General features: G+C 65.4%; 19 protein-coding genes and 1 pseudogene. 10 read left to right on the top strand and 10 right to left on the bottom strand.

Annotated features, from left to right (window positions below; all coding sequences use genetic code 11):
* The 3 genes from A5651_RS07285 (at nt 1) to A5651_RS07275 (ending at nt 3424) form a co-directional block, all read left to right on the top strand.
* On the top strand, nt 1–819 hold the full coding sequence (locus A5651_RS07285) for a CbbQ/NirQ/NorQ/GpvN family protein (protein ID WP_066977499.1): 819 nt from the start codon (nt 1–3) through the stop codon (nt 817–819).
* Nucleotides 816–2519, top strand: coding sequence for a nitric oxide reductase activation protein NorD (locus A5651_RS07280; protein ID WP_066977496.1), 1704 nt, complete (start codon nt 816–818; stop codon nt 2517–2519). The genes A5651_RS07285 and A5651_RS07280 overlap by 4 nt, the downstream gene beginning before the upstream one ends.
* Before the next feature lie 113 nt (nt 2520–2632).
* Nucleotides 2633–3424 (top strand): emopamil-binding protein, encoded by a 792-nt coding sequence (locus tag A5651_RS07275; RefSeq protein WP_369803921.1) that lies wholly within the window; start codon nt 2633–2635, stop codon nt 3422–3424.
* Here A5651_RS07275 and A5651_RS07270 read toward each other — a convergent pair.
* Nucleotides 3421–4689, bottom strand: a complete 1269-nt coding sequence (locus A5651_RS07270) for an HNH endonuclease signature motif containing protein (protein WP_066977493.1) — start codon at nt 4687–4689, stop codon at nt 3421–3423. The genes A5651_RS07275 and A5651_RS07270 overlap by 4 nt on opposite strands.
* A 114-nt stretch (nt 4690–4803) precedes the next feature.
* Complete coding sequence (locus A5651_RS07265; RefSeq protein ID WP_066977490.1) at nt 4804–5982, bottom strand: acyl-CoA dehydrogenase family protein; 1179 nt, start codon at nt 5980–5982, stop codon at nt 4804–4806.
* Nucleotides 5983–6037: 55 nt separating this feature from the next.
* Between A5651_RS07265 and A5651_RS07260 the strand changes: the two genes are divergently transcribed.
* From A5651_RS07260 to A5651_RS07230, 7 genes are read left to right on the top strand one after another with little or no spacing between them, the layout of a single operon-like run.
* Nucleotides 6038–6949, top strand: a complete 912-nt coding sequence (locus A5651_RS07260) for an NAD(P)-dependent oxidoreductase (RefSeq protein ID WP_066977487.1) — start codon at nt 6038–6040, stop codon at nt 6947–6949.
* Nucleotides 6946–7689, top strand: coding sequence for a hypothetical protein (locus tag A5651_RS07255; RefSeq protein WP_066977484.1), 744 nt, complete (start codon nt 6946–6948; stop codon nt 7687–7689). The genes A5651_RS07260 and A5651_RS07255 overlap by 4 nt, the downstream gene beginning before the upstream one ends.
* A 9-nt stretch (nt 7690–7698) precedes the next feature.
* Nucleotides 7699–8658 (top strand): TIGR03564 family F420-dependent LLM class oxidoreductase, encoded by a 960-nt coding sequence (locus A5651_RS07250; protein WP_066977481.1) that lies wholly within the window; start codon nt 7699–7701, stop codon nt 8656–8658.
* 49 nt (nt 8659–8707) lie between these two features.
* On the top strand, nt 8708–9358 hold the full coding sequence (locus tag A5651_RS07245; protein WP_231988602.1) for a TetR/AcrR family transcriptional regulator: 651 nt from the start codon (nt 8708–8710) through the stop codon (nt 9356–9358).
* A 17-nt stretch (nt 9359–9375) separates the two neighbouring features.
* Complete coding sequence (locus A5651_RS07240) at nt 9376–10677, top strand: acyl-CoA dehydrogenase family protein (RefSeq protein WP_066977475.1); 1302 nt, start codon at nt 9376–9378, stop codon at nt 10675–10677.
* Nucleotides 10674–11702, top strand: a complete 1029-nt coding sequence (locus A5651_RS07235) for a phosphotransferase family protein (RefSeq protein WP_066977472.1) — start codon at nt 10674–10676, stop codon at nt 11700–11702. Before A5651_RS07240 ends, A5651_RS07235 begins: the two co-directional genes overlap by 4 nt.
* Nucleotides 11702–12679, top strand: coding sequence for an NADPH:quinone oxidoreductase family protein (locus A5651_RS07230; RefSeq protein WP_066977713.1), 978 nt, complete (start codon nt 11702–11704; stop codon nt 12677–12679). Before A5651_RS07235 ends, A5651_RS07230 begins: the two co-directional genes overlap by 1 nt.
* On the opposite strand, the gene A5651_RS07225 is transcribed toward A5651_RS07230, so the two are convergent.
* The 8 genes and pseudogenes from A5651_RS07225 to A5651_RS07190 form a co-directional block, all read right to left on the bottom strand.
* Nucleotides 12663–13166, bottom strand: coding sequence for a hypothetical protein (locus tag A5651_RS07225; RefSeq protein ID WP_066977469.1), 504 nt, complete (start codon nt 13164–13166; stop codon nt 12663–12665). The genes A5651_RS07230 and A5651_RS07225 overlap by 17 nt on opposite strands.
* Nucleotides 13163–13780 (bottom strand): TetR/AcrR family transcriptional regulator, encoded by a 618-nt coding sequence (locus tag A5651_RS07220; protein ID WP_082943628.1) that lies wholly within the window; start codon nt 13778–13780, stop codon nt 13163–13165. The genes A5651_RS07225 and A5651_RS07220 overlap by 4 nt, the downstream gene beginning before the upstream one ends.
* A 127-nt stretch (nt 13781–13907) precedes the next feature.
* Nucleotides 13908–15056, bottom strand: a complete 1149-nt coding sequence (locus tag A5651_RS07215; protein WP_066977463.1) for an acyl-CoA dehydrogenase family protein — start codon at nt 15054–15056, stop codon at nt 13908–13910.
* Nucleotides 15056–16201, bottom strand: coding sequence for a thiolase family protein (locus tag A5651_RS07210; protein WP_066977460.1), 1146 nt, complete (start codon nt 16199–16201; stop codon nt 15056–15058). The genes A5651_RS07215 and A5651_RS07210 overlap by 1 nt, the downstream gene beginning before the upstream one ends.
* A 16-nt stretch (nt 16202–16217) precedes the next feature.
* A complete protein-coding gene (locus A5651_RS07205; RefSeq protein ID WP_156662705.1) occupies nt 16218–17429 on the bottom strand; it encodes a CaiB/BaiF CoA-transferase family protein in 1212 nt (403 codons plus the stop codon).
* A gap of 11 nt (nt 17430–17440) precedes the next feature.
* Nucleotides 17441–18199 carry an SDR family NAD(P)-dependent oxidoreductase gene (locus tag A5651_RS07200; protein WP_066977454.1) on the bottom strand — a complete coding sequence of 253 codons (759 nt, stop codon included), beginning with the start codon at nt 18197–18199 and terminating at the stop codon, nt 17441–17443.
* Entirely contained in the window at nt 18199–19365 is a 1167-nt protein-coding gene (locus A5651_RS07195) for an acyl-CoA dehydrogenase family protein (RefSeq protein WP_066977451.1), read from the bottom strand. The genes A5651_RS07200 and A5651_RS07195 overlap by 1 nt, the downstream gene beginning before the upstream one ends.
* 106 nt (nt 19366–19471) lie before the next feature.
* Nucleotides 19472–19655: pseudogene (locus A5651_RS07190) on the bottom strand (amidohydrolase); the annotation flags it as partial.

The following is a 19655-nucleotide window of genomic DNA, read 5'->3' as shown; positions in this document are numbered from 1 at the left end:
TTGCGCAACAATACTTCTGCGGTCGTGACCCCTGTCCCGGAAGCGCCGTTTTATCGTGCGGTGGGCGACGAGGTGCAGGTCTTCCGCGCGGCGGCCCGCCGTGGTCTGCCGGTGTTGTTGAAAGGCCCGACGGGATGCGGGAAGACGCGCTTCGTGGAAGCCATGGCCCACGAGCTCGGACGAGAGTTGATCACCGTCGCCGGCCACGAGGACATGACGTCGGCCGATCTGGTCGGTCGATTCCTGCTGAAAGGCGGCGAGACGGTTTGGGTGGACGGTCCGTTGACCCGCGCCGTGCGCGAAGGCGCCATCTTCTATCTCGACGAAGTGGTGGAGGCGCGACAGGACACCACCGTGGTCATCCACCCGCTCGCCGATCATCGCCGTGAGCTTCCCGTCGACCGGCTCGGCACGACTTTGACTGCGGCACCGGGCTTTCAATTGGTGATTTCCTACAACCCGGGTTACCAGAGCGTGCTGAAGAACCTGAAAGAGTCGACGCGACAGCGGTTCATCGCGATCGAACTCGGCTATCCCTCCCCCGAGATCGAGACCGAGGTGGTTGCCTACGAAGCAGGGGTCGACACCGAGACCGCACGGTCGTTGGTGAAGCTCGCGTACGCCATCAGAAATCTCGAGGGCTCACCATTGCGCGAAGTGTCCTCCACCCGCATGCTGATCCTCGCCGGTGGCCTCGCAGCCGAAGGACTGAATTTGCGCAGTGCCGTGCACGCCGCCGTCGTCGAGGTACTCTCGGACGACGCCGATGTCATTCGCGCTCTCGATGAACTCGTAAATTCCGTTCTGCCCCAAACGTGACCGACATATCCGATCCCGCTCGCTTCCGCTTCCTCGCCACCTACGTCGCGGGTAGGTCCGTCGACGTCGCCGAGGCGCCGGCTGGCCAGCCTGCACACACCAACGGCCAGTTCATCTTCGTCTCGGCTGGAGGTTCCGTCTCCGAGCAGCGGCGCGAAATGCTGGTTCAGGCCGCACTTCTCGGCGCGGGCAGCCTTGACCCGTCCCTGGTGAAGGCGCTGCGGGCACGCTCGACGTTGGCACGTCGTTATCTGGCACTCGAAGGCCAGCGGGTCCTCACCGAACTCACCCGACAGATCCCACTCGATGCCGCATTTGTGCCAGACCGGCAGCCCAGGACCGCGAGCGCCGCCGAGTCGCTCGGGGTGGCCAAGAGCCGAGCCGAGATCCCCGATCCGCCGGCGTGGTTCGGTGTCATCAAACCCTCCCGGTTGTTGGGGTCGTCTGCCGGACCCGGTGGACAAACGACCAACAAAGATCTGCAGCTGCAGTTCAATCCCATCGACATGCCGGACTCAGAGCACGACGACGAGGACGAGGATGACGACGGCGGGAAGTCGAACGAGAGCAAGATCCTTAAGTTGTTCGAGAGCCCGCTATTCAACAACCAGTCGGTATCGGACTACTTCCGAAAAATGTTCGGCGGTAAGCGATCCGACGGGGAAGGTGCCGCGGGCGCCGAGATGACGGTTCGGTCGATCCGGCGGGTGCAGGAGATTGGGCCGAACGCCCGCCCGCTACCTACCAAGATTCACTTCAGCGATGACGGTAAGCCCGGCGCTGCGGTCGGTGTAGGCGGTGCCCTGTATCCGGAGTGGGACGTCTTCAACGACCGGTACAAGCCTGACTGGTGCCGGGTGATCGACTTTCCGCTGACCGTCGCGGCGGACGTCACGAATGCCGGTGTCGCGCACGACGATGTGCTGCGGCGTCGCCTTGCCCGCGTCGGACTCGGACCGAAGGTCCTTCGCAGCCGTGCCGATGGCGACGACCTCGACATCGAGGCGCTCATCGACCTCTTCATCGATCTGCAGTCCGGCTTTTCGGCGCCCGAGCATGTCTATCTGGAGCGCCGCAAACTTGCCCGCAATCTCGGCGTGCTCATTCTCATCGACGCCTCCGGGTCTGCCGTAGACGCCGACCCCGACGGCCTCGCCGTGCATGACCACCAGCGACGGGCGGCGGCCACCCTGGCCGTGACACTGGAAGAGCTTGGTGACCGCGTCGCGGTCTACGCATTTCGATCGCAGGGTCGCCACGCCGTGCATTTGCCCGTCATCAAGACGTTCGATCAGAGTTTCGGCGCCGTGGGGCGGGCTAGGCTCAACCAGCTGCAGCCGTCGAGCTATACGCGGCTTGGCGCCGCGATTCGCGGTGCGGGTGAGATCCTCAAAGCAGAGGCCGGCACACCTAACCGGCTGCTGCTCGTGCTTTCCGACGGGTATCCCTACGACGACGGCTATGAAGGTAGGTACGCCGAGGCCGACGTTCACAAGGCCTTGGAGGAGTTGCGTACCGAAGGCGTTGCCTGCCTTTGTCTTTCCATCGGCGCCGCCACGGCAGCTGAGTCGCTCGAACGCGTCTTCGGCTCTGCCAGCTATGCCAGCTCGGCGACGCTGGCCGAATTGAGTCCACGGATGGACGAACTATTCCTGTCGTCATTGCGCGAACTCGCCGCTCCAGCGCCGCAGCGAGGCTAAGCGCTTCGCCTAACTTCATTCACTGGTCAACGCGCCGGCGCAGGTATAGGCTTCCACCCGCAATAGCAACTAGTTGATATTGCTCGGGTAGGAGCGTGACGGCGATGACGACGATGTCGGATGGGGAACCCAACTTCGCACAGCCGTGGGCGCCGCATCGCAAGCGGATCTATCTCGCCGTTGCGGCCTTCACGGCCCTGGTGTTCGGCGCCATGACGATCGGCGTGGGCACCGGCATCATCGAGCCGACGTTCGCCTCCGACGTCATCGCGAACCTACTGTTCGGCATCCCTGTGATACTGCTTCCACTGGTGCTGCTGTGGGATGCACCGGGAGAACGGCGATCTCGGCTCGACAAGGCGGCCGAACTCACGCTGTTCTATCTCCCCTATACCGCGTTCAGCCAGATCGGCTACGAATTGGTGTTCCTGGTCGGGGCGCCGCTGGGCTGGTGGGGACCTACGACGGATCCGGGATTCAGGTGGCTGTGGTGGCAGTACGGCCTCGCCGACACTCGGTACGTCAGCGGCAATCCTCTGACGTTCGGGTTGGAGGTCGTCGGCGTGACAACCGGCATCGTCGTCATCGCGACCTGGAGCCGGCTGGTCCGCCGCGGTCTACCGGCAGAGTCGCGCATCCGCTGCCTGTGGGTGGCGTTCGCGTGCTGCGCCGTGCTGATGAGCAGCACTTCGGTGTACTACTTGTCCGAGGTGGGCTCAGGATTCAACGACATCGGGCAGGGCGCGTTCGGCTTCTGGTTCAAATTCATCGGCGAGAACATCCCGTTCATGGTTCTGCCGCCGCTCGTCCTTTACGCGATCTACCTACAGGTCGACTACCTCACCCGAAAGGCTGGGCTGCGGGCGCTACAACCCAGCCCGGTTTCCGAGGCCAGCTCCGCCTAGGCGGCGTCTCGTTCGGCGAGTGCTATGCCAACTCTCACCTCGACCTTGCTGAGGTGTACCCGCATCGTGCCCGGCGGTGGCGGTGCCGTTGACCAGTAACGGTGGTCAGTCGGCGTGACGAATTCCGCTGTGTGCGCGCCATTTTCCTCGTACGCCGCGGTGACTTGCCAGCCTGGCGACTCCTTGACGTAATTGCAGTGTTCACACGTGCCCAGGCCGTTCTCGGCGCTGGTAAGCCCTCCGCGATGCCAGGGCCGGGCATGGTCGCGATGTCGGATCGGCGCATCGCAATACGGTGTGCGGCACACTCGGTCACGCAGCCCGATGAACTTTGCGAGCCCCTTGGGGAAACGCCGCGACCGGGACTCCATCGCCACCAACTGACCCGACTTGGGATGGCGGTACAGCCGCCGCAGCGTGCACCGCGACCGTTTGTCGGCAACGGCCCTCACGACCAGTTTGCGGGCCACTGAGGCGGGGACGGGCCCGTAGCCGTCGACCACCGCCGCATTTTCGTCGTCGCCGAGCAGTGTCTCGTCGGTCAGCACCAGATCGACAGCCACCGAGTCCGCGACATCGGCCGGCTGCCCGGTAACCCGCTCGAACAAGGTGTCGGCCATGACCTGACCACGCGACCGCTCATCGAAGGTCGTGTCGGCGGCCCGCTTCAACGCGGCATACACACCGACTCCCTTGGCGACCGGGAGCAACGCGGTCACATAGGTCATGGTGTCGGGGGCGGGCCGGATCGTCACCGTGCGGTCGTGCTCGGCCTTGGCGGCCTGTTCGACCACCGCTCGCGGATCGAGCCGATACGCGACCGACTTGGCCTCGGCGGTGATCTGCTTATCGCCCTTGCCGTCGAGCTTGCCGACGTCGGCGCACATCTCGGCATCCAACGCCCGTCTGTCCTCGACGCTCAGGCACGCCGATTCCCGCACGATCAGCGTGGCCCGCCACTCCGAGAGCGCGCCGCACTCCAGCGCCGCCAACGTATGCGGCATCTCGAACACCAACGCCGTGGCGAACCCCAGGTGCCTGCCGCCGCGCGCAGGAGAATCGCACCGAGCCAACCCCACTTCGCTGGCCAAGCCGCGGCACTGCTTCGCGCGAGGCACGCCGGCGGCGGCCTCAGCAGCGCGGCGCTTTTCGGCGAGGGCCGCCGTCACGCGGGCCTGACCAGCGGCAGCGGCCGACTTCACCCGCTCCAAGCGCGCGATTTCGTCGACCAAGGCCGCCTCATCGGGCGACACCATTTCGAACATGTGTTCGACACTACACCACACCAGTGACATGCCGCGACCATTCTGATGCAGCAAAGCAACCCCGCGGCACCCACTTCGTGCCGCGAACTGCGGCGGCTAACGTGCCAACTGACATCAGCGCGTCGGCAGGCCGAGGACGTGTTGGGCGATGATGTTGCGCTGAATCTCCGACGTTCCGCCGGCGATGGTGCCGGCGAAGCTGCCGATATAGCGCGTGAACCAGCCCGCCGTGAATTGCGCTGGGCTGTATGGGTTATACGGCGCCGTCATCGCCGGGTCAGCCAGCGCGTCGGCACCCGCCGCCTCCAGGACGTGGCGGTAGGCGTTCTGTTCGGCCTCCGACCCGAACACCTTCAGCACCGACAATCCGGCCGTATCTCCTTCGCCGCGAGCGGCTTTCGCCAGTGCAGCCGACCCGAGCAAGCGCAGCGCCTGATAGTCCATGGCGATGGTGGCAAACTGGTCACGCTCTAACTGGCTCGCCGGTTGGAAGCTCTCGAGCGTCTGCCCCAGCCGGTTCGCGAACTGCAGCCACATCATTGTGCGTTCGTGACCAAGCGACCCGTTGGCGACCTTCCAGCCGCCGTTGAGCGGACCGACTAGATTCTCGGCCGGCACCTTCACATCGGTGAGGAAGACCTCGTTGAAATCCAGGTCATTGCGGTCGTACACATTCGCAAACGGCCGACACGTGACTCCGGGAGTGTCCGTCGGGATCAGCAGCGCGCTGATTCCCTTGTGCTTGGGTGCGTCAGGATCGGTGCGCACGAAGGAGAGGATGACGTCGGCGTCATGCGCACCCGACGTCCAGACCTTCTGCCCATTGACGATGAAGTGGTCCCCGTAGAGCACTGCCCGCGTCTTCAACCCCGCGAGGTCGGAACCCGCACCCGGTTCACTCATCCCCAACGAGGCGGTGATCTCCGCACGCAGAATCGGTACCGCCCACCGCTGCTTCTGCTCGTCGGTGCCGAACGACAGCAGCGACGCGGCGATGATGCCCACGCCCTGCGGGTTGAAGGCGTGATAAATGCGGCGTCGCGCCAGCTCCTCGCGATGCACGAACTGTTCCAGGACGCCGGCGTTGCGGCCGCCGAACTCGGGCGGGTTTCCCGGCAGCAGCCAGCCGTGGTCGAACTGCAGCCGCTGCCACCGCCGCGACCATTCCGGCACATGCGAGGTCGACCGCGAGCGCTCCGCGGCCGCTTCCGCCTCGGGAGGTAGATGCGCCTCGAGGAACGCGACGAACTCCGCGCGAAAGGCCTCGACGTCATCATCGAACCGCAATTGCACGAACCCAACATATCAAGTACTTAACATTTGGGTGGTGATGCGCTATGACTGATGGGTGCTCGACGGCGAGAAGATCCTGATCACCGGCGCGACCGGCAAGATCGCTTTTCCGATAGCCCGCGCCCTCGCCAAACGCAACGAGGTATGGGGCGCGGCTCGCCTGAGAGAGCCCGCTGACCGGGACAGGCTTTCGGCCGCCGGTATCACCCCGTTCGTCCTCGACATGGCAGACCCGGACTTCTCGAAGCTGCCGGCCGACTTCGGCTACGTGTTTCACGCGGCGGTCGATACCGGGACCGACGACTGGACCAGATGCGTCAAGACCAATGCCCACAATTCCGGTGCGCTGATGCATCATTGCCGAACAGCCAAGGGCTTTGTCTTCTGCTCGACCGGATCGATCTACGGTTACCAGGGCCAGCGCCCGCTACGCGAAACCGACCCGCCCGGTGTGCCGCTGCGGTCGAACTACAGCTTCTCGAAGGTCGCCGCCGAGTCGGTGTGCACCTGGGTGGCAGACCACTTCGGTATCCCGTTGACGATCATCCGCATCTGCTCCACCTATGGGCCCGAGGGCGGCGCCCCGGCCGACCGCCTGGAGGCGATGTTGGCGGGCAGACCCATTCGGCTGCACCCCGACAAGCCGAACAACTACAACCCCATCTATGAGGACGACTACGTCGAGCTCGGTATGCGCGCGATGGAAGTTGCCGCCATTCCCCCGGTCGTCGTCAACTGGGCGGGCAGCGAGACCGTCAGCATCGAGGACTACTGCACCTACATGGGCGAGCTAGTCGGCGTCGAACCCATCTTCGAGTACACCCCCAACGCGCACACGCCGCTCTGGCCGGACGTCACACGCATGCACGAGATCCTGGGCACGACGAAAGTGCATTGGCGCGAAGGCTTTCGACGCATGATTGCAGCCCGTCATCCCGAAATCCATCTGCGGGAAGGATCGACGTGACTCTTCCAGGGACTCCGTCCGACGAAGTCGACGGCGTGCTCGCTGCAGGGCGCGGCGATATCGGAACGCTCTTCGTCTCCATGGCACGACGCCATCCGGAGGGGCGCGACGCCGAGTACCTACGCTGGCACACCCTCGACCACCGGCCCGAGCAGCACCGACTTGCCGGTGTTCGGGCATCCCTGCGACTGGTGTCCACACCCGAGTGCCGAGCCGCCCGCGCGGTCAGCCACGAGCGCTTCGACCAAATCGACCACGTGATGACATACTTCTTCACCGATCAGAGCGGGCTGACGCCGTTCCTCGAACTCTCCGACGCGCTGGGCGGTGCCGACCGGAAGCTGCCCCTTCTGCCGCCGGTTCAGCGCGGTGTCTACGCGATTGAGCAGAAAGTGGCGGCGCCGCGGATAAAGATCGGCGCCGACGTCCTGCCGTGGTGGCCCGCGCAGGGTGTGTACCTCCTGTTGGAGACGGGCACGACCGAGCCCGTCGACCTCGTCGACGTCGACGGCGTTGGTGGCGTCTGGTCGGTGGCGTCGCAAGACGTCGACGCACGCCTGGCCAGCGCCCCTTCGGGGCAGCTACTCACCTACTGCTTCCTCGACGACGACCCGGTAGCGGTCAGTCAACGGTTGCGTCCCCTGCTTACTGACCGCTGGGAGCAGGCCGGTGTCGAATCACTGCTCGCCGCGCCTTTCTATCCTGTCGTGCCGTACCAGTGGGATCGCTATGTGCCGTAAGGGGTTTGGATGCGCATCGGCCTGATGGTCGGTTCCGACAAGGAACGTTCCCGGGCGGACCGGCTCAGCGGTCTGCTGGCCGACGGACAGGCCGCCGAGGAGCAGGGCTTCGCCACGTTCTGGATTCCCCAGGTCCCCGGCTATCTCGACGCGCTGACCGCCGTCGCACTGCTCGGCCACACAACTGAGCGCATCGAGATCGGCACGGCGGTGGTCCCGCTGCAGACCCGCCATCCGATGATCCTGGCGCAGCAGGCAATGACAACGCAGATCGCATGCGACGGCCGATTCGCGCTGGGCGCCGGGCCGTCACACCACTGGATCATCAAAGATCAACTCGGACTGCCGTACGACAAACCGGCCCGGCTCGTGCGTGATTACCTGGACGTGCTTGACGCGGCGTTCGCCGGCCCCGGCGCGGTGAACGTCGACAACAACAGCTATCACGTGCACAGCCCCGTGGACGTCACCGATGGGTATGAGATGCCGGTGCTCCTCGCGGCTCTCGGCCCGGCGATGCTGCGGATCGCGGGCGAGCGCACCCGCGGCACCATCCTGTGGATGGCCGACGAACGCGCGATCGGCGACTACGTCGTCCCGCGAATTACCGAAGCCGCAGGCCGCTCCGATATCCGCGTGGTCGCCGGCGTTCCCGTAGCGCTGTGTTCCGACGACGAGGTCGCCGACGCCCGGGCATACGCCAGCGCGTTGCTCGGCCACGCCGACTTCTCCCCGAACTACGTTCGGCTGCTCGAGCATGGCGACGCCGAAGACGTCGGGGACACGATGGCCGCAGGCGACGAGTCGACGGTGTTGTCGCGACTGCGCCGCTACCGCGACGCGGGCGTCACCGACCTTGCCGTGCGAGTCGTGCCGCTCGGTGACGACGCCCGTCAGCGCAGCGCTTCACGGCGACGCACCCAGGACTTCGTCGCATCGCTGGTGCCCGAGTTCGCCGCAGCTAGTTAGACATGCGTTAACTATTTGCGCTACCGAATCCAGCTGCTAATGTGCGATTGTGCCAGAGAGCCGCGAGTTGGCTGTAGCTGACGGTGGTCAACGTCGGGCAAGTTTCCAGCGCGCCCGCTCCACCGAGACCAAGCGGGCATTGGTGCAGGCGGCGATGGCGCTGTGGCGCACGAACGGCTACGCGAAGACGACGGTCGCCGACATTTGCCGGGCCGCCGGCGTGTCGCGGGCCCTGTTCTACTTTTACTTTCCGGCCAAGGAAGACGTGCTGTTCGAGGTCGGGCTGCTCTCCACGCGGGCGGCGCAGAAGACCGTGCACCAGCAGCTGTCAGGCGACTACGACGTCGATGCCGTGATCGTCGCGGCTCTGCGCAGCCTCGAGCGGTCGATGTCGCGCAACCCTCGCGACCTGATCGTCGAGACGATCCTGGAGGGTTATCGCCAAGAGCAGTGCATTCTGACCGGCGAGCGACCCGAGGACACCGACGCCGACATGTTCGGCGAACTGTTTCGCAAGGCGAAGGTCGACGGCAAACTGGGCGCCCACGTTGACGTGCCCCATCTGTCGAGGCTGGCCCAGATGCACGTCAGCGAGGGTGTACGGCACTGGGCCCTCGGCGGATTCGGAGAACAATCCTTCGCCGAGGTGGTGGCACGCGACATCGCCGCGCTAATCAGAGGCTTCAACCACCAGTCCTGAAGTGAAGGAGACACACAATGGCGTGGGATTTCGAGACCGACCCCGAATACCAGAAAGAGCTGGACTGGGCCGACGCATTCGTTCGTGACGAGATCGAACCGCTCGACCTGGCCTTCCCGCACCAGCAGTTCACCCCGCTGGACGACAACCGGCGCAAGGTCATCGATCCGCTCAAGGAAGAGGTCAGGCGACGCGGCCTGTGGGCGACTCACCTCGGACCGGAGTTGGGCGGTCAAGGTTACGGCCAGCTGAAGCTGGCTCTGCTCAACGAAATCCTGGGCCGCTCACAGTGGGCGCCAATCATATTCGGCTGCCAAGCACCCGACACCGGCAACGCCGAGATCATCGCCCACTACGGCACCGACGACCAGAAGAAGCGCTACCTGCGCCCGTTGCTGGACGGTGAGTTGTTCTCCTGCTATTCGATGACCGAACCGCACGCCGGCGCCGATCCCACCCTCTTCACCACGCAGGCGGTCCGCGACGGCGACGACTGGGTGATCAATGGCTGGAAGTTTTTCTCCTCCAACGCCAGAACCGCCTCCTTTCTGATCGTCATGGTGGTGACCAACCCCGAAGTCAGTGCCTACCAAGGCATGTCGATGTTCCTTGTGCCCACCGACACACCCGGTGTGAAGATCGTCCGAAATTTCGGATTACACGGCGAGGCCGAGGGCGAGGGGTCGCACGCGCTGATCCACTACGACAATGTCCGGGTACCGTCCGAAGCCCTCCTGGGAGGCGAAGGCCAGGCGTTCGTCATCGCGCAGACCCGCCTCGGCGGCGGCCGAATCCATCATGCGATGCGCACGATCGGGCTCGCACGCACTGCGTTGGACATGATGTGCGAACGGGCACTGAGCCGAGAAACCCAGGGCAGCAAGCTGTCCGACAAGCAGTTCGTACAGGGCTATATCGCCGACTCGTATGCACAGCTGCTCCAGTTCCGGTTGATGGTGCTCTACACCGCCTGGCAGATCGACAAGTACAACGACTACAAGAAGGTGCGCAAGAATATCGCCGCGGTGAAGGTGGTCATGCCGACCGTGCTGCACGACATCGCATGGCGGGCAATGCAAGTGCACGGCGCGCTCGGCGTCACCGATGATATGCCGTTCATGGGGATGGTGACCGGCGCCGCGGTGATGGGGCTGGCCGACGGCCCGACCGAGGTGCACAAGGCGACGGTGGCCAAGCAGGTGCTGCGCGACTACCGCCCCAGCACCGACACCTGGCCATCGGAGTGGATACCCCGAAAGCGTGAAGCGGCCCAACAGAAGTTTGCCGAGTACCTGGAGCACGAAGTGGGCAATCTATGAGCCAGCCGACTATAGACACCGCGCGCCTCGCCGAATGGATGGACGGCCAGGGCCTCCCCGGGAAAGGCGAGCCCCTGGAAGCCGACTTCCTCTCCGGCGGCACTCAGAACGTCATCTACAAGCTCACCCGCGGCGACGACGTGTGCGTGCTGCGCATGCCGCCTCCTGACGCTCCTCCCGACCGGGACAAGGGCATTCTGCGGGAGTGGCGGATCATCGAGGCGCTCGACGGCACTGAGGTGCCCCACACCGCGGCTTTCGGGGTCTGCCCCGATGCGTCGGTGCTCGGCCGCCCGTTCTACCTGATGGGCTTCGTCGACGGCTGGTCGCCCATGGACTTGACCGATCGACGGTGGCCGGAACCGTTCGGCAGCGACCTCGAAGCACGCGCGGGGCTGGCATACCAGCTCGCTGAAGGCATCGCGTTGTTGTCGAAGGTGGACTGGAAAGCCAAGGGGCTGCAGGACCTTGGCCGGCCGGACGGCTTCCACGAACGCCAGGTGGACCGCTGGATCGGCTTCTTCGAGCGCATCAAGGGACGCGATATCGAGGGCCTCGACGTCGCCACGGAATGGCTGCGCAGCCACCGCCCGCTCGACTTCATCCCCGGCTTGATGCACGGCGACTACCAGTTCGCCAACGTGATGTACCGGCACGGCGGGCCCGCGCAATTGGCCGCGATCGTCGACTGGGAGATGGGCACTGTCGGTGACCCGAAGTTGGACCTGGGCTGGATGGTGCAGAGCTGGCCAGAAGACACCGATGCCCCGTCGGCGATGAGCTATGTCGACATGCGGGGAATGCCTTCCCGCACCGCGGTGATCGACCACTACGCCACAGTGTCCGGTCGGCAGGTCGACGACCTCGACTACTACCTGGTGTTGGCGAAGTGGAAGCTGGCGATCGTGCTCGAGCAGGGCTTCCAGCGCGCCGGTGACAACGAGAAGCTGCTGGCGTATGGGCCCGTCATCGTCGACCTGATGCGGTCGGCGGCCGACCTGGCCGAGTCCAGCGATTACTCGTGATCCGCGCGGCGGTGTGCCCCGAGTACGGGCCGCCGGAAGTCGTCCGGGTCGAGATGCAACCGTCACCGCCGCTCGAGAACGGGCAGGCCCGCGTGCGGGTCGCAGCGGCCGCCGTCAACTATCCCGATGTCCTGCTCGTTGCCAACCGCTACCAGATCAGCGTGCCGCCACCGTTCGTCGTCGGCAGTGAATTCGCGGGCGTCGTTGTCGAAGTGGCCGGCGGCCCAGGCGATGTCGCCGTCGGTGACCGGGTCACCGGGACGATGATGTACGGCGCGTTCGCGCAAGAGGTCGCGGTGCCCGCGCGGGTACTCACCCGGATCCCGGACAGTGTCGATGACCGCACGGCCGTGGCGTTCGGAGTCGCGCACCGGACGGCGTATCACGCGCTGCGCTCGGTCGCTGATGTGCATTCAGGTGACGCTGTCATCGTGCTCGGCGCAGGTGGGGGCGTCGGCCTGGCCGCCGTCCAGCTCGCCGCTTCGCTGGGCGCCGACGTCACCGCCGTCGCCTCATCATCCGAAAAGCTCGACGCGGCAGCCGCCTACGGTGCACGCGAGCTCGTCAACCACGGTCGCGGCGACCTTCGTTCAGCACTTCGGGAAGCGGTGCCCGAAGGTGCGGACGCCGTCATCGATCCGGTGGGCGGTGAGCTGTCCGAACCCGCGTTGCGCTCGCTACACCGCGGCGGGCGGTTCGTCACCGTCGGTTACGCGTCGGGCTCCATCCCACGCATCCCGCTGAACCTCGTTCTGGTCAAGGGAGTACAAGTGCTGGGCTTTCAGTTCCAGGACGTGTCGCCCGACGAGTTCGTCCGCAACGAGGCCGAACTCCGCGAGCTGCTCGTCTCCGGGAACGTGGCACCACATATCGGCGCCGTTTTCCCGCTCGCCGAAACATCAAGGGCGCTGCGGCATGTCGCCGACGGGAAGGCCGTCGGAAAGGTGCTGATCGACCGGTTCAGCTTGCCGGAATGAGATCGGCGGCGACCGACGGCGTCGCCATCACCCCGCAGCGGAAGGTTTCGGTGTCGCTGACCGAACCGGCGTCGGCGGCGGCCGCCAACGCCTGACGCTTGAAGGCGCGCGCCGCGGCGCTGAGGTTATGCGCGACAGGCCCGACGCTGTCGTCCAACTCGGCGGGCACAGTGTCGCCCCACAGGGTGACCTCCGTGACGCCCTGCTCGAGCGCGCCGAGTACACCGCGGCGCACCCGTTCGTCGCTGGCGAACAGGTCGGCGGCGACCGCGACGGTCTGCGGATGCGGACGTTGCTCCCACAGCGCCAGCGCCGATTCGAGGTCTGCCGTTGCGACACCGAGGATGTCCAGCGGCCGAGCGTCCTCGCTGTGGGTGAGCAGAACCGTGACATCCCAGCCGGCCATCACACGGTCGTACATCCAACCGCCCGCGAACCTGACGACATCGACAACGCTCGGCCCCACCACATCGAGCCGGTATCTCATTTCGAGTTCCTTGGCGCCAAGTCGGCCGCCAGCGACTCCGCGTATCCCTTGAAAGCCGCGGTGAGCGGTATTGACGGGTCGAGCAACCATAGTGTCTCCATTCCATTGATGAAGGCGAGAATCTCGACGGCCTTGGCGGCCGCGTCACAATCCGGGCGGTACTTGCCGATCCGCTGACCGCTTTCGATATTGCCGGTGAGGATGTCGATGGCGGCGCGATAGCGCTTGTGCAGCCTGTCGTGCAGGGGTGCGTCGGGCGCGATGTTCTCGACGAGCAGCACGGTGAACGTGCCCACAAGTTCGGGTGCTCGCTCGAAGCGCTGAGGCACCCGCTTGATTTCGGTGATCAGATCGCCGGATTCGTAGTCCGCATGCACGGCGTCGTCTTCGTCTCGAGCGTCGAGCACCGCGTTGAGCAGTTGCTCCTTGGACTCGAAATGGTGCAGCAGGCCGGCGGGGGTGACACCCGCCTCCCTGGCGATCAGGGCGAGCGAGGTGCTGCGCCAGCCGTTGCGGGCGAGCAGGCGCTCGGCCACACCGAGGATGCGTTGCCTACGGTCCTCGCCCTTGGCGAGGAGCGTCTCGTAGGGCCGCTCGCGCGAAGCCGACGTCACACATCTCCCTTGCTCAACCAACCTAGTGAACACACAGTAGGTAGGTTCTGCCGCTGTGACAAGGGTCTCAGCGCAGAAAGGTTTACATCACCGTCACGCCGCAGGTCAGGGGTGTCTCACGGCACAACTACAGGCCGAGCGACTTGGCGATGATCACCTTCATCACCTCGCTGGTGCCCGCGTAGATCCGGGCCACGCGCGCATCGGTGTACAACCGCGCGATCGGATACTCCATCATGTAGCCGTAGCCGCCGAACAGCTGTAAGCAGCGGTCGACCACGCGCTGTTGCATCTCGGTGCAGAACAACTTGACCCGCGCGGCGTCGGCGCCGGACAGCTCTCCGTCCACGTGCAGGGCCACCGCGCGGTCCAACATCGCTTGGGCCGCCTCGACCTCGGTCGAACAGGCGGCGAGCTCGAACTTGGTGTTCTGGAACGAAGCGACCGGTGTGCCGAACGCCTTGCGGTCCTTGGTGTAGTCGATGGCCGCGGCGATGGCAGACCGTGCCTGCGCGACCGACCCGACCGCAACAGTCAGGCGCTCCTGCGGCAGGTTGTGCCCCAAGTAGCCGAACGCCTCGTCCACCTCACCGAGCACGTTGGCCGCCGGAACCCGCACATCGGTGAACGACAGCTCGGCGGTGTCCTGCACCTTGCAGCCCATCTTGTCGAGCTCGCGGCCGCGGACAAACCCGGGCATGCCGTCCTCGACGACCAGCAGCGTCAGCCCCCGGCGCCGATTGTCCGGATCGGTCGAGGTGCGGGCGACGGTAATCACCAGATCGGCCTGGATACCGCCGGTGATGAAGGTTTTCGCGCCGTTGACGATGTAGTCGTCACCGTCGCGCACCGCGGTGGTGCGCATGCCGGCCAGATCCGACCCGGTACCCGGCTCGGTCATTGCGATGGCGGTCAGCAGTGTGCCCGCGGCCAGGCCGGGGAACCAACGCTCACGCTGCTCGGCGTTCGCGTAGTGCAGGAAGTACGGCAGGATCACCTCGAGCTGCGTGCGCACGGTCGACAGGGTGACCAGCGCCTTGGCCGCCTCCTCCTGCATCACGACGTTGTAGCGGTAATCCGGTACGCCTGCGCCGCCGTACTCCTCGGGGATGGCCATGCCGAGCATGCCGAGCGACCCCATCTTCTCGAACACCTCGCGGGGCATCCGGCCGGCCTTCTCCCACTCCGGATAGTGCGGTGCCACTTCCTTTTCCACGAAGTCGCGGCACAGCTCGCGAAACGCCTCGTGGTCGTCGGTAAAGAGGTCTCGACGCATCAGGCGATCAACTCGACCAGCGTGGCGTTGGCTGTTCCGCCGCCCTCGCACATCGTCTGCAAGCCGAACCGGATTCCGTTGTCCCGCATGTGATTGAGCATCCGGGTCATCAGCACCGCGCCCGAGGCGCCGAGTGGGTGGCCGAGTGCGATCGCGCCGCCGAGCGGGTTGAGGCGTTTCTCGTCAACGCCGGTCTCTTCGAGCCAGGCCAGCGGTACCGGCGCGAATGCCTCATTGACCTCGAACACTCCGACCTCGTCGATCCCGACGCCGGCCTTGTGTAGCACCCTCTCCGTGGCGGGGATCGGTCCGGTCAGCATGAGCACTGGATCGGCTCCGGTGACGGCACCCGCGCGGTATCGCGCGATCGGATTCAGCCCCATGGTGACGGCGTTCTCGGCCGTCGTCACCAGGAGGGCGGCGGCGCCGTCGGAGATCTGCGACGAGTTACCCGCATGGATGACACCGTCCTCCTTGAACGCCGGCTTCAACCCGGCCAGCTTTTCCACCGTGGTGCCCCGGCGCACGCCCTCGTCGGCGACAACGGGTTCGCCACCGGTGAAGACGGAAATCATCTGGCTTTCAAAGGCTCCGCTGTCCTGCGCCACGGCCGCACGCTCATGCGACTGGGCCGAGTATTCGTCGAGCCGGGTGCGGGAGAATCCCCACTTCTCGGCGATGAGCTCGGCTGAGATTCCCTGATTGAAGGAGAAATCGCCATAGCGCGCAAGCACTTTCGGCCCGTACGGCATGCCCGTGGCGCGGGCCGCACCCAGCGGGACTCGGCTCATCACCTCGACGCCGCCTGCCACGACCACGTCCTGCTGACCCGACATCACCGCCTGCACGGCGAAATCCAACGCTTGCTGACTGGACCCGCAGGCACGGTTGACTGTGGTTCCCGGAATGGATTCGGGCCAGCCCGCGGCAAGGACCGAATAGCGGCCGATGTTGCTCGACTGGTCACCCACCTGCGATACGCAGCCCCAGATGACGTCGTCGATGATCTCGGGGTCGACGCCGGCGCGTTCCACCAGCGCCGTGAGGACCAGCGCCGACAGGTCGGCGGCATGCATCTCCGACAGCCCGCCGTTGCGTTTGCCCACCGGCGTACGCACCGCTTCGACGATTACCGTTTCCCGCACCTGTCGACTCCGTTCCTCAAGAGCGATATTCGGGGCCGATGGCCCCCTGCTTACGAAGCGACGCGATGTCGTCGGCTCCGAATCCGAACTCGGACAAGACCGCATCGGTGTGCTGCCCCAGCCCGGGCACAGCCCCCATCGGAGGATGGTATCCGTTGATGACCGGCGGGGGCAGCAGCGCCTGGATCGGGCCCTTCGAGGTCTGCACCTCATGCCACCGGTTGCGAGCGGTCAGCTGTGGGTGCACGACCACCTCACTGGGCAGGTTGTAGCGCGAGTTGCCGATCCCGGCATCGTCGGCGACCTTCTGGATGTATGCCAGATCGTGCTGCGCACACCAGGATCCAATCGCTTCATCGAGGATCTCGCGGTGTGCACATCTGCCCGGGTTGGTGGCAAAACGGGGATCGTCGGCGAGGTCCGGCCGATCGATGATCTCCCGGGCGACGCGTTGCCATTCCCGGTCGTTGGTGGTCCCCAGCACCACAGTCTGACCGTCGCGGGTCTCGAAGGCGCCATACGGCGCCACCGCGGGCGACCCGACGCCAAGCGGCTCCTGATCGATACCCGAGTGCTGGGTGTACGTCAGCTGATAACCCATGACGTCGGTCAACACATCGAAGAGGCTCAATCCCACTGCGGGGGCTGGCCCTTCGCGTCTATCGCGAGAAAACAGCAACGCGATGATCGACAGCGCCGCGTAGAGGCCGGTGGTGAAGTCGGCCATCGCCGGCCCTGGCTTGGCCGGCATCCCCGGATAGCCGGTGACGGCGCACGACCCGCCTTCGGCCTGGATCAGCAGATCATAGGCGCGCTTGTGTGAGATCGGGCCGCCGGGGCCGTAGCCGTCGATCTCGACCGGGATGACAGTGGGATGCCGCTCGGCGAGATCGGCGGGCGAAAGACCAAGCCGCGCCATCGATCCCGGCGCCAGGTTCGACACCAGCGCGTCGGCACCGTCGAGCAGCCGGTGCAGGACGTCGATGCCGGCGGGCGACTTGAGGTTCAGCGTAACCGACTCTTTGCCGCGGTTGCACCAGACAAAGTGCGCCGCGAGGCCACGCGGGCCGTTGACGACGTCGTCGTAGTCGCGGGCGAAGTCGCCGCCGTTGGGGTTCTCTACCTTGATAATGCGGGCGCCGAAATCGGCGAGCACGCGGGTACACATCGGGGCGGCCACCGCCTGCTCCATCGCCACGACGGTGACGCCGGACAGCGGCGCGATCATCCGTGCGTGCGTCACATGACCATTCCGCCGTCGACCGGCAGCACCTGCCCGGTGATGTAGGACGCCGCGTCCGAGGCCATGAAGACGAACGCACCCGCGACTTCATCGGGGTTGGCCCAGCGCTTCATCGGAATGCGGTTCATCATGTTGGCCGCGAACTTCTCGTTCGTCCGGATGGTCTCGGTCATCGGTGTCGCCGCCAGCGGGGCCAGAGCGTTGACGACGATGCTCTTGGTCGCGAGTTCGCGCGCAAGCGATTTCGTGAAGCCGATGATACTCGCCTTGGCCGCCGAATAGTTGACCTGCCCGAGCGTTCCGGTGAGGCCCGCGGCGGACGTGACGTTGATGATGCGCCCCGTACCGTCGGTCGGGATGTGCGGCAGCGCCGCCTGCGTGACGTTGAACGCGCCCATGACGTGAATGTCGAACAGCAGTCGGAACGACTCCTGCGTGGTCTTTTCGAACATCGCGGGCTTCGTGACACCGGCATTGTTGACCAGGATGTGCAGCGCCCCGTCGGCCAGCGCGGCCGCCTGCGCAGCAGCCGCTTCCGCTGAGTCGCGATCCGACACGTCGAGCGCAGCAGCCTCAGCCCGACCGCCGGCGGCCGAAATCTGTTCGGCCACAGCGACCGCGGCGTCCTTGTCCAGATCGGTCACCAGCACCGCCGCGCCCGCATCGGCCAGCGCGGCCGACACAGCGGACCCGATACCGCCCGCCGCACCGGTCACCAGCGCCGAACGGCCGCTCAGATCGAAGTAGTTGGTCATCAATAGCTCCTCGGCATTCCCAGCACGTGTTCGCCCAGGAAGTTGAGGATCATCTCCTGGCTGACCGGGGCGATCTTCATCAGCCGTGACTCGCGGAAGTAGCGCGACACGTTGTACTCCTCGGAATAGCCCATGCCGCCATGCAGTTGCAGCGCGCGGTCGGCGGCGCCGAAACCAGCGTCGGCGCAGAGATATTTGGCGGTGTTGGCTTCCCGCCCGCACGGTTTGCCGTTGTCGTAGAGCCACGTCGCCTTGCGCAGCACGAGTTCTGCGGCGTCGAGTCGGGCCAGTGAGTCCGCAAGCGGAAACTGCAGGCCCTGGTTCATGCCGATAGGCCGATTGAACACCACCCGCTCGTTGCCGTACTTGACCGCCTTTTCGAGTGCGACCCTTCCGATGCCCAATGCCTCGGCGGCAATCAGCATCCGCTCCGGGTTGAGCCCGTCGAGGATGTACTTGAAGCCCTTGCCCTCTTCGCCGACGCGATCGCCGACCGGGACCATCAGGTCGTCGATGAACACCTCGTTGGAGCTGACCGCGTTTCGGCCCATCTTGTTGATCGGCCGGATGTCGACGTGGTCGCGGTCGAGGTCGGTGAGGAACAGCGTCATGCCGTCCGTCTTCTTGGTCACCTCGTCGTACGGCGTGGTGCGCGTCAGCAGCAGGATCTTCTCCGACTCGAGGGCCTTGGAGATCCACACCTTGCGCCCGTTGACGCGATAGTGGTCGCCTTCGCGCTTGGCGAAGGTGGTGATGCGCGAAGTGTCAAGGCCCGCACCGGGTTCGGTGACGCCGAAGCACACGTGCAGGTCGCCGTTGACGATCCGGGGCAGCGTGGCCTTCTTGAGCTCCTCGGAGCCGTGCTTGACCACCGGCTGCATCCCGAAGATGGACAGGTGGATCGCACTGGCGCCGTTCATGGCCGCCCCCGAGCGCGCCACCTCCTCGAGCAGCAGCGTCGCCTCGGTGATGCCGAGACCGTGACCGCCGTACTCCTCAGGGATGGTCATGCCGAGCCAGCCGCCCTTGGCGATCGCGTCGTAGAACTCCTGCGGGAATTCGTGCGCCTGGTCCTTCTCCATCCAATAGTGGTCGTCGAACTTGCCCGCCAGCTCCGCGACGGACTTGCGGATCAGCTCCTGATCCTCGCTCAGCTCGAAACTCATCCCGGACACAGCTGGTTCTCCTTGGTCGATCGCACACATCAGTGCGCCGGTGCTACCACGCATTCGTTTCGCACCGGCGCACTACATCGGCTCGCCGCCGCAGCGACTAATCCGTATTGCCGCTCAGCTCCTTTGCATTCGCCGCGAAGTCGGCGAAGTTGGCGCCGGTCTTCTCCTTCTTCGACAGCGCCTGGATCGATACGTCGTGGTCTCCGGCCGCTTTGCGTAGTGCGCCGACGGTGGCCTGGTCTTTGGTGATGTGGGTGAAGGGGTCCCAGTGATACCAGCGC

It is taken from the genome of Mycobacterium sp. 1274761.0 (genome assembly GCF_001668615.1).
In the GTDB taxonomy this organism is placed as follows: domain Bacteria; phylum Actinomycetota; class Actinomycetes; order Mycobacteriales; family Mycobacteriaceae; genus Mycobacterium.
The sequence above is the reverse complement of the archived record's forward strand: the minus strand, read 5'-3'. Positions and strand labels throughout refer to the sequence as shown.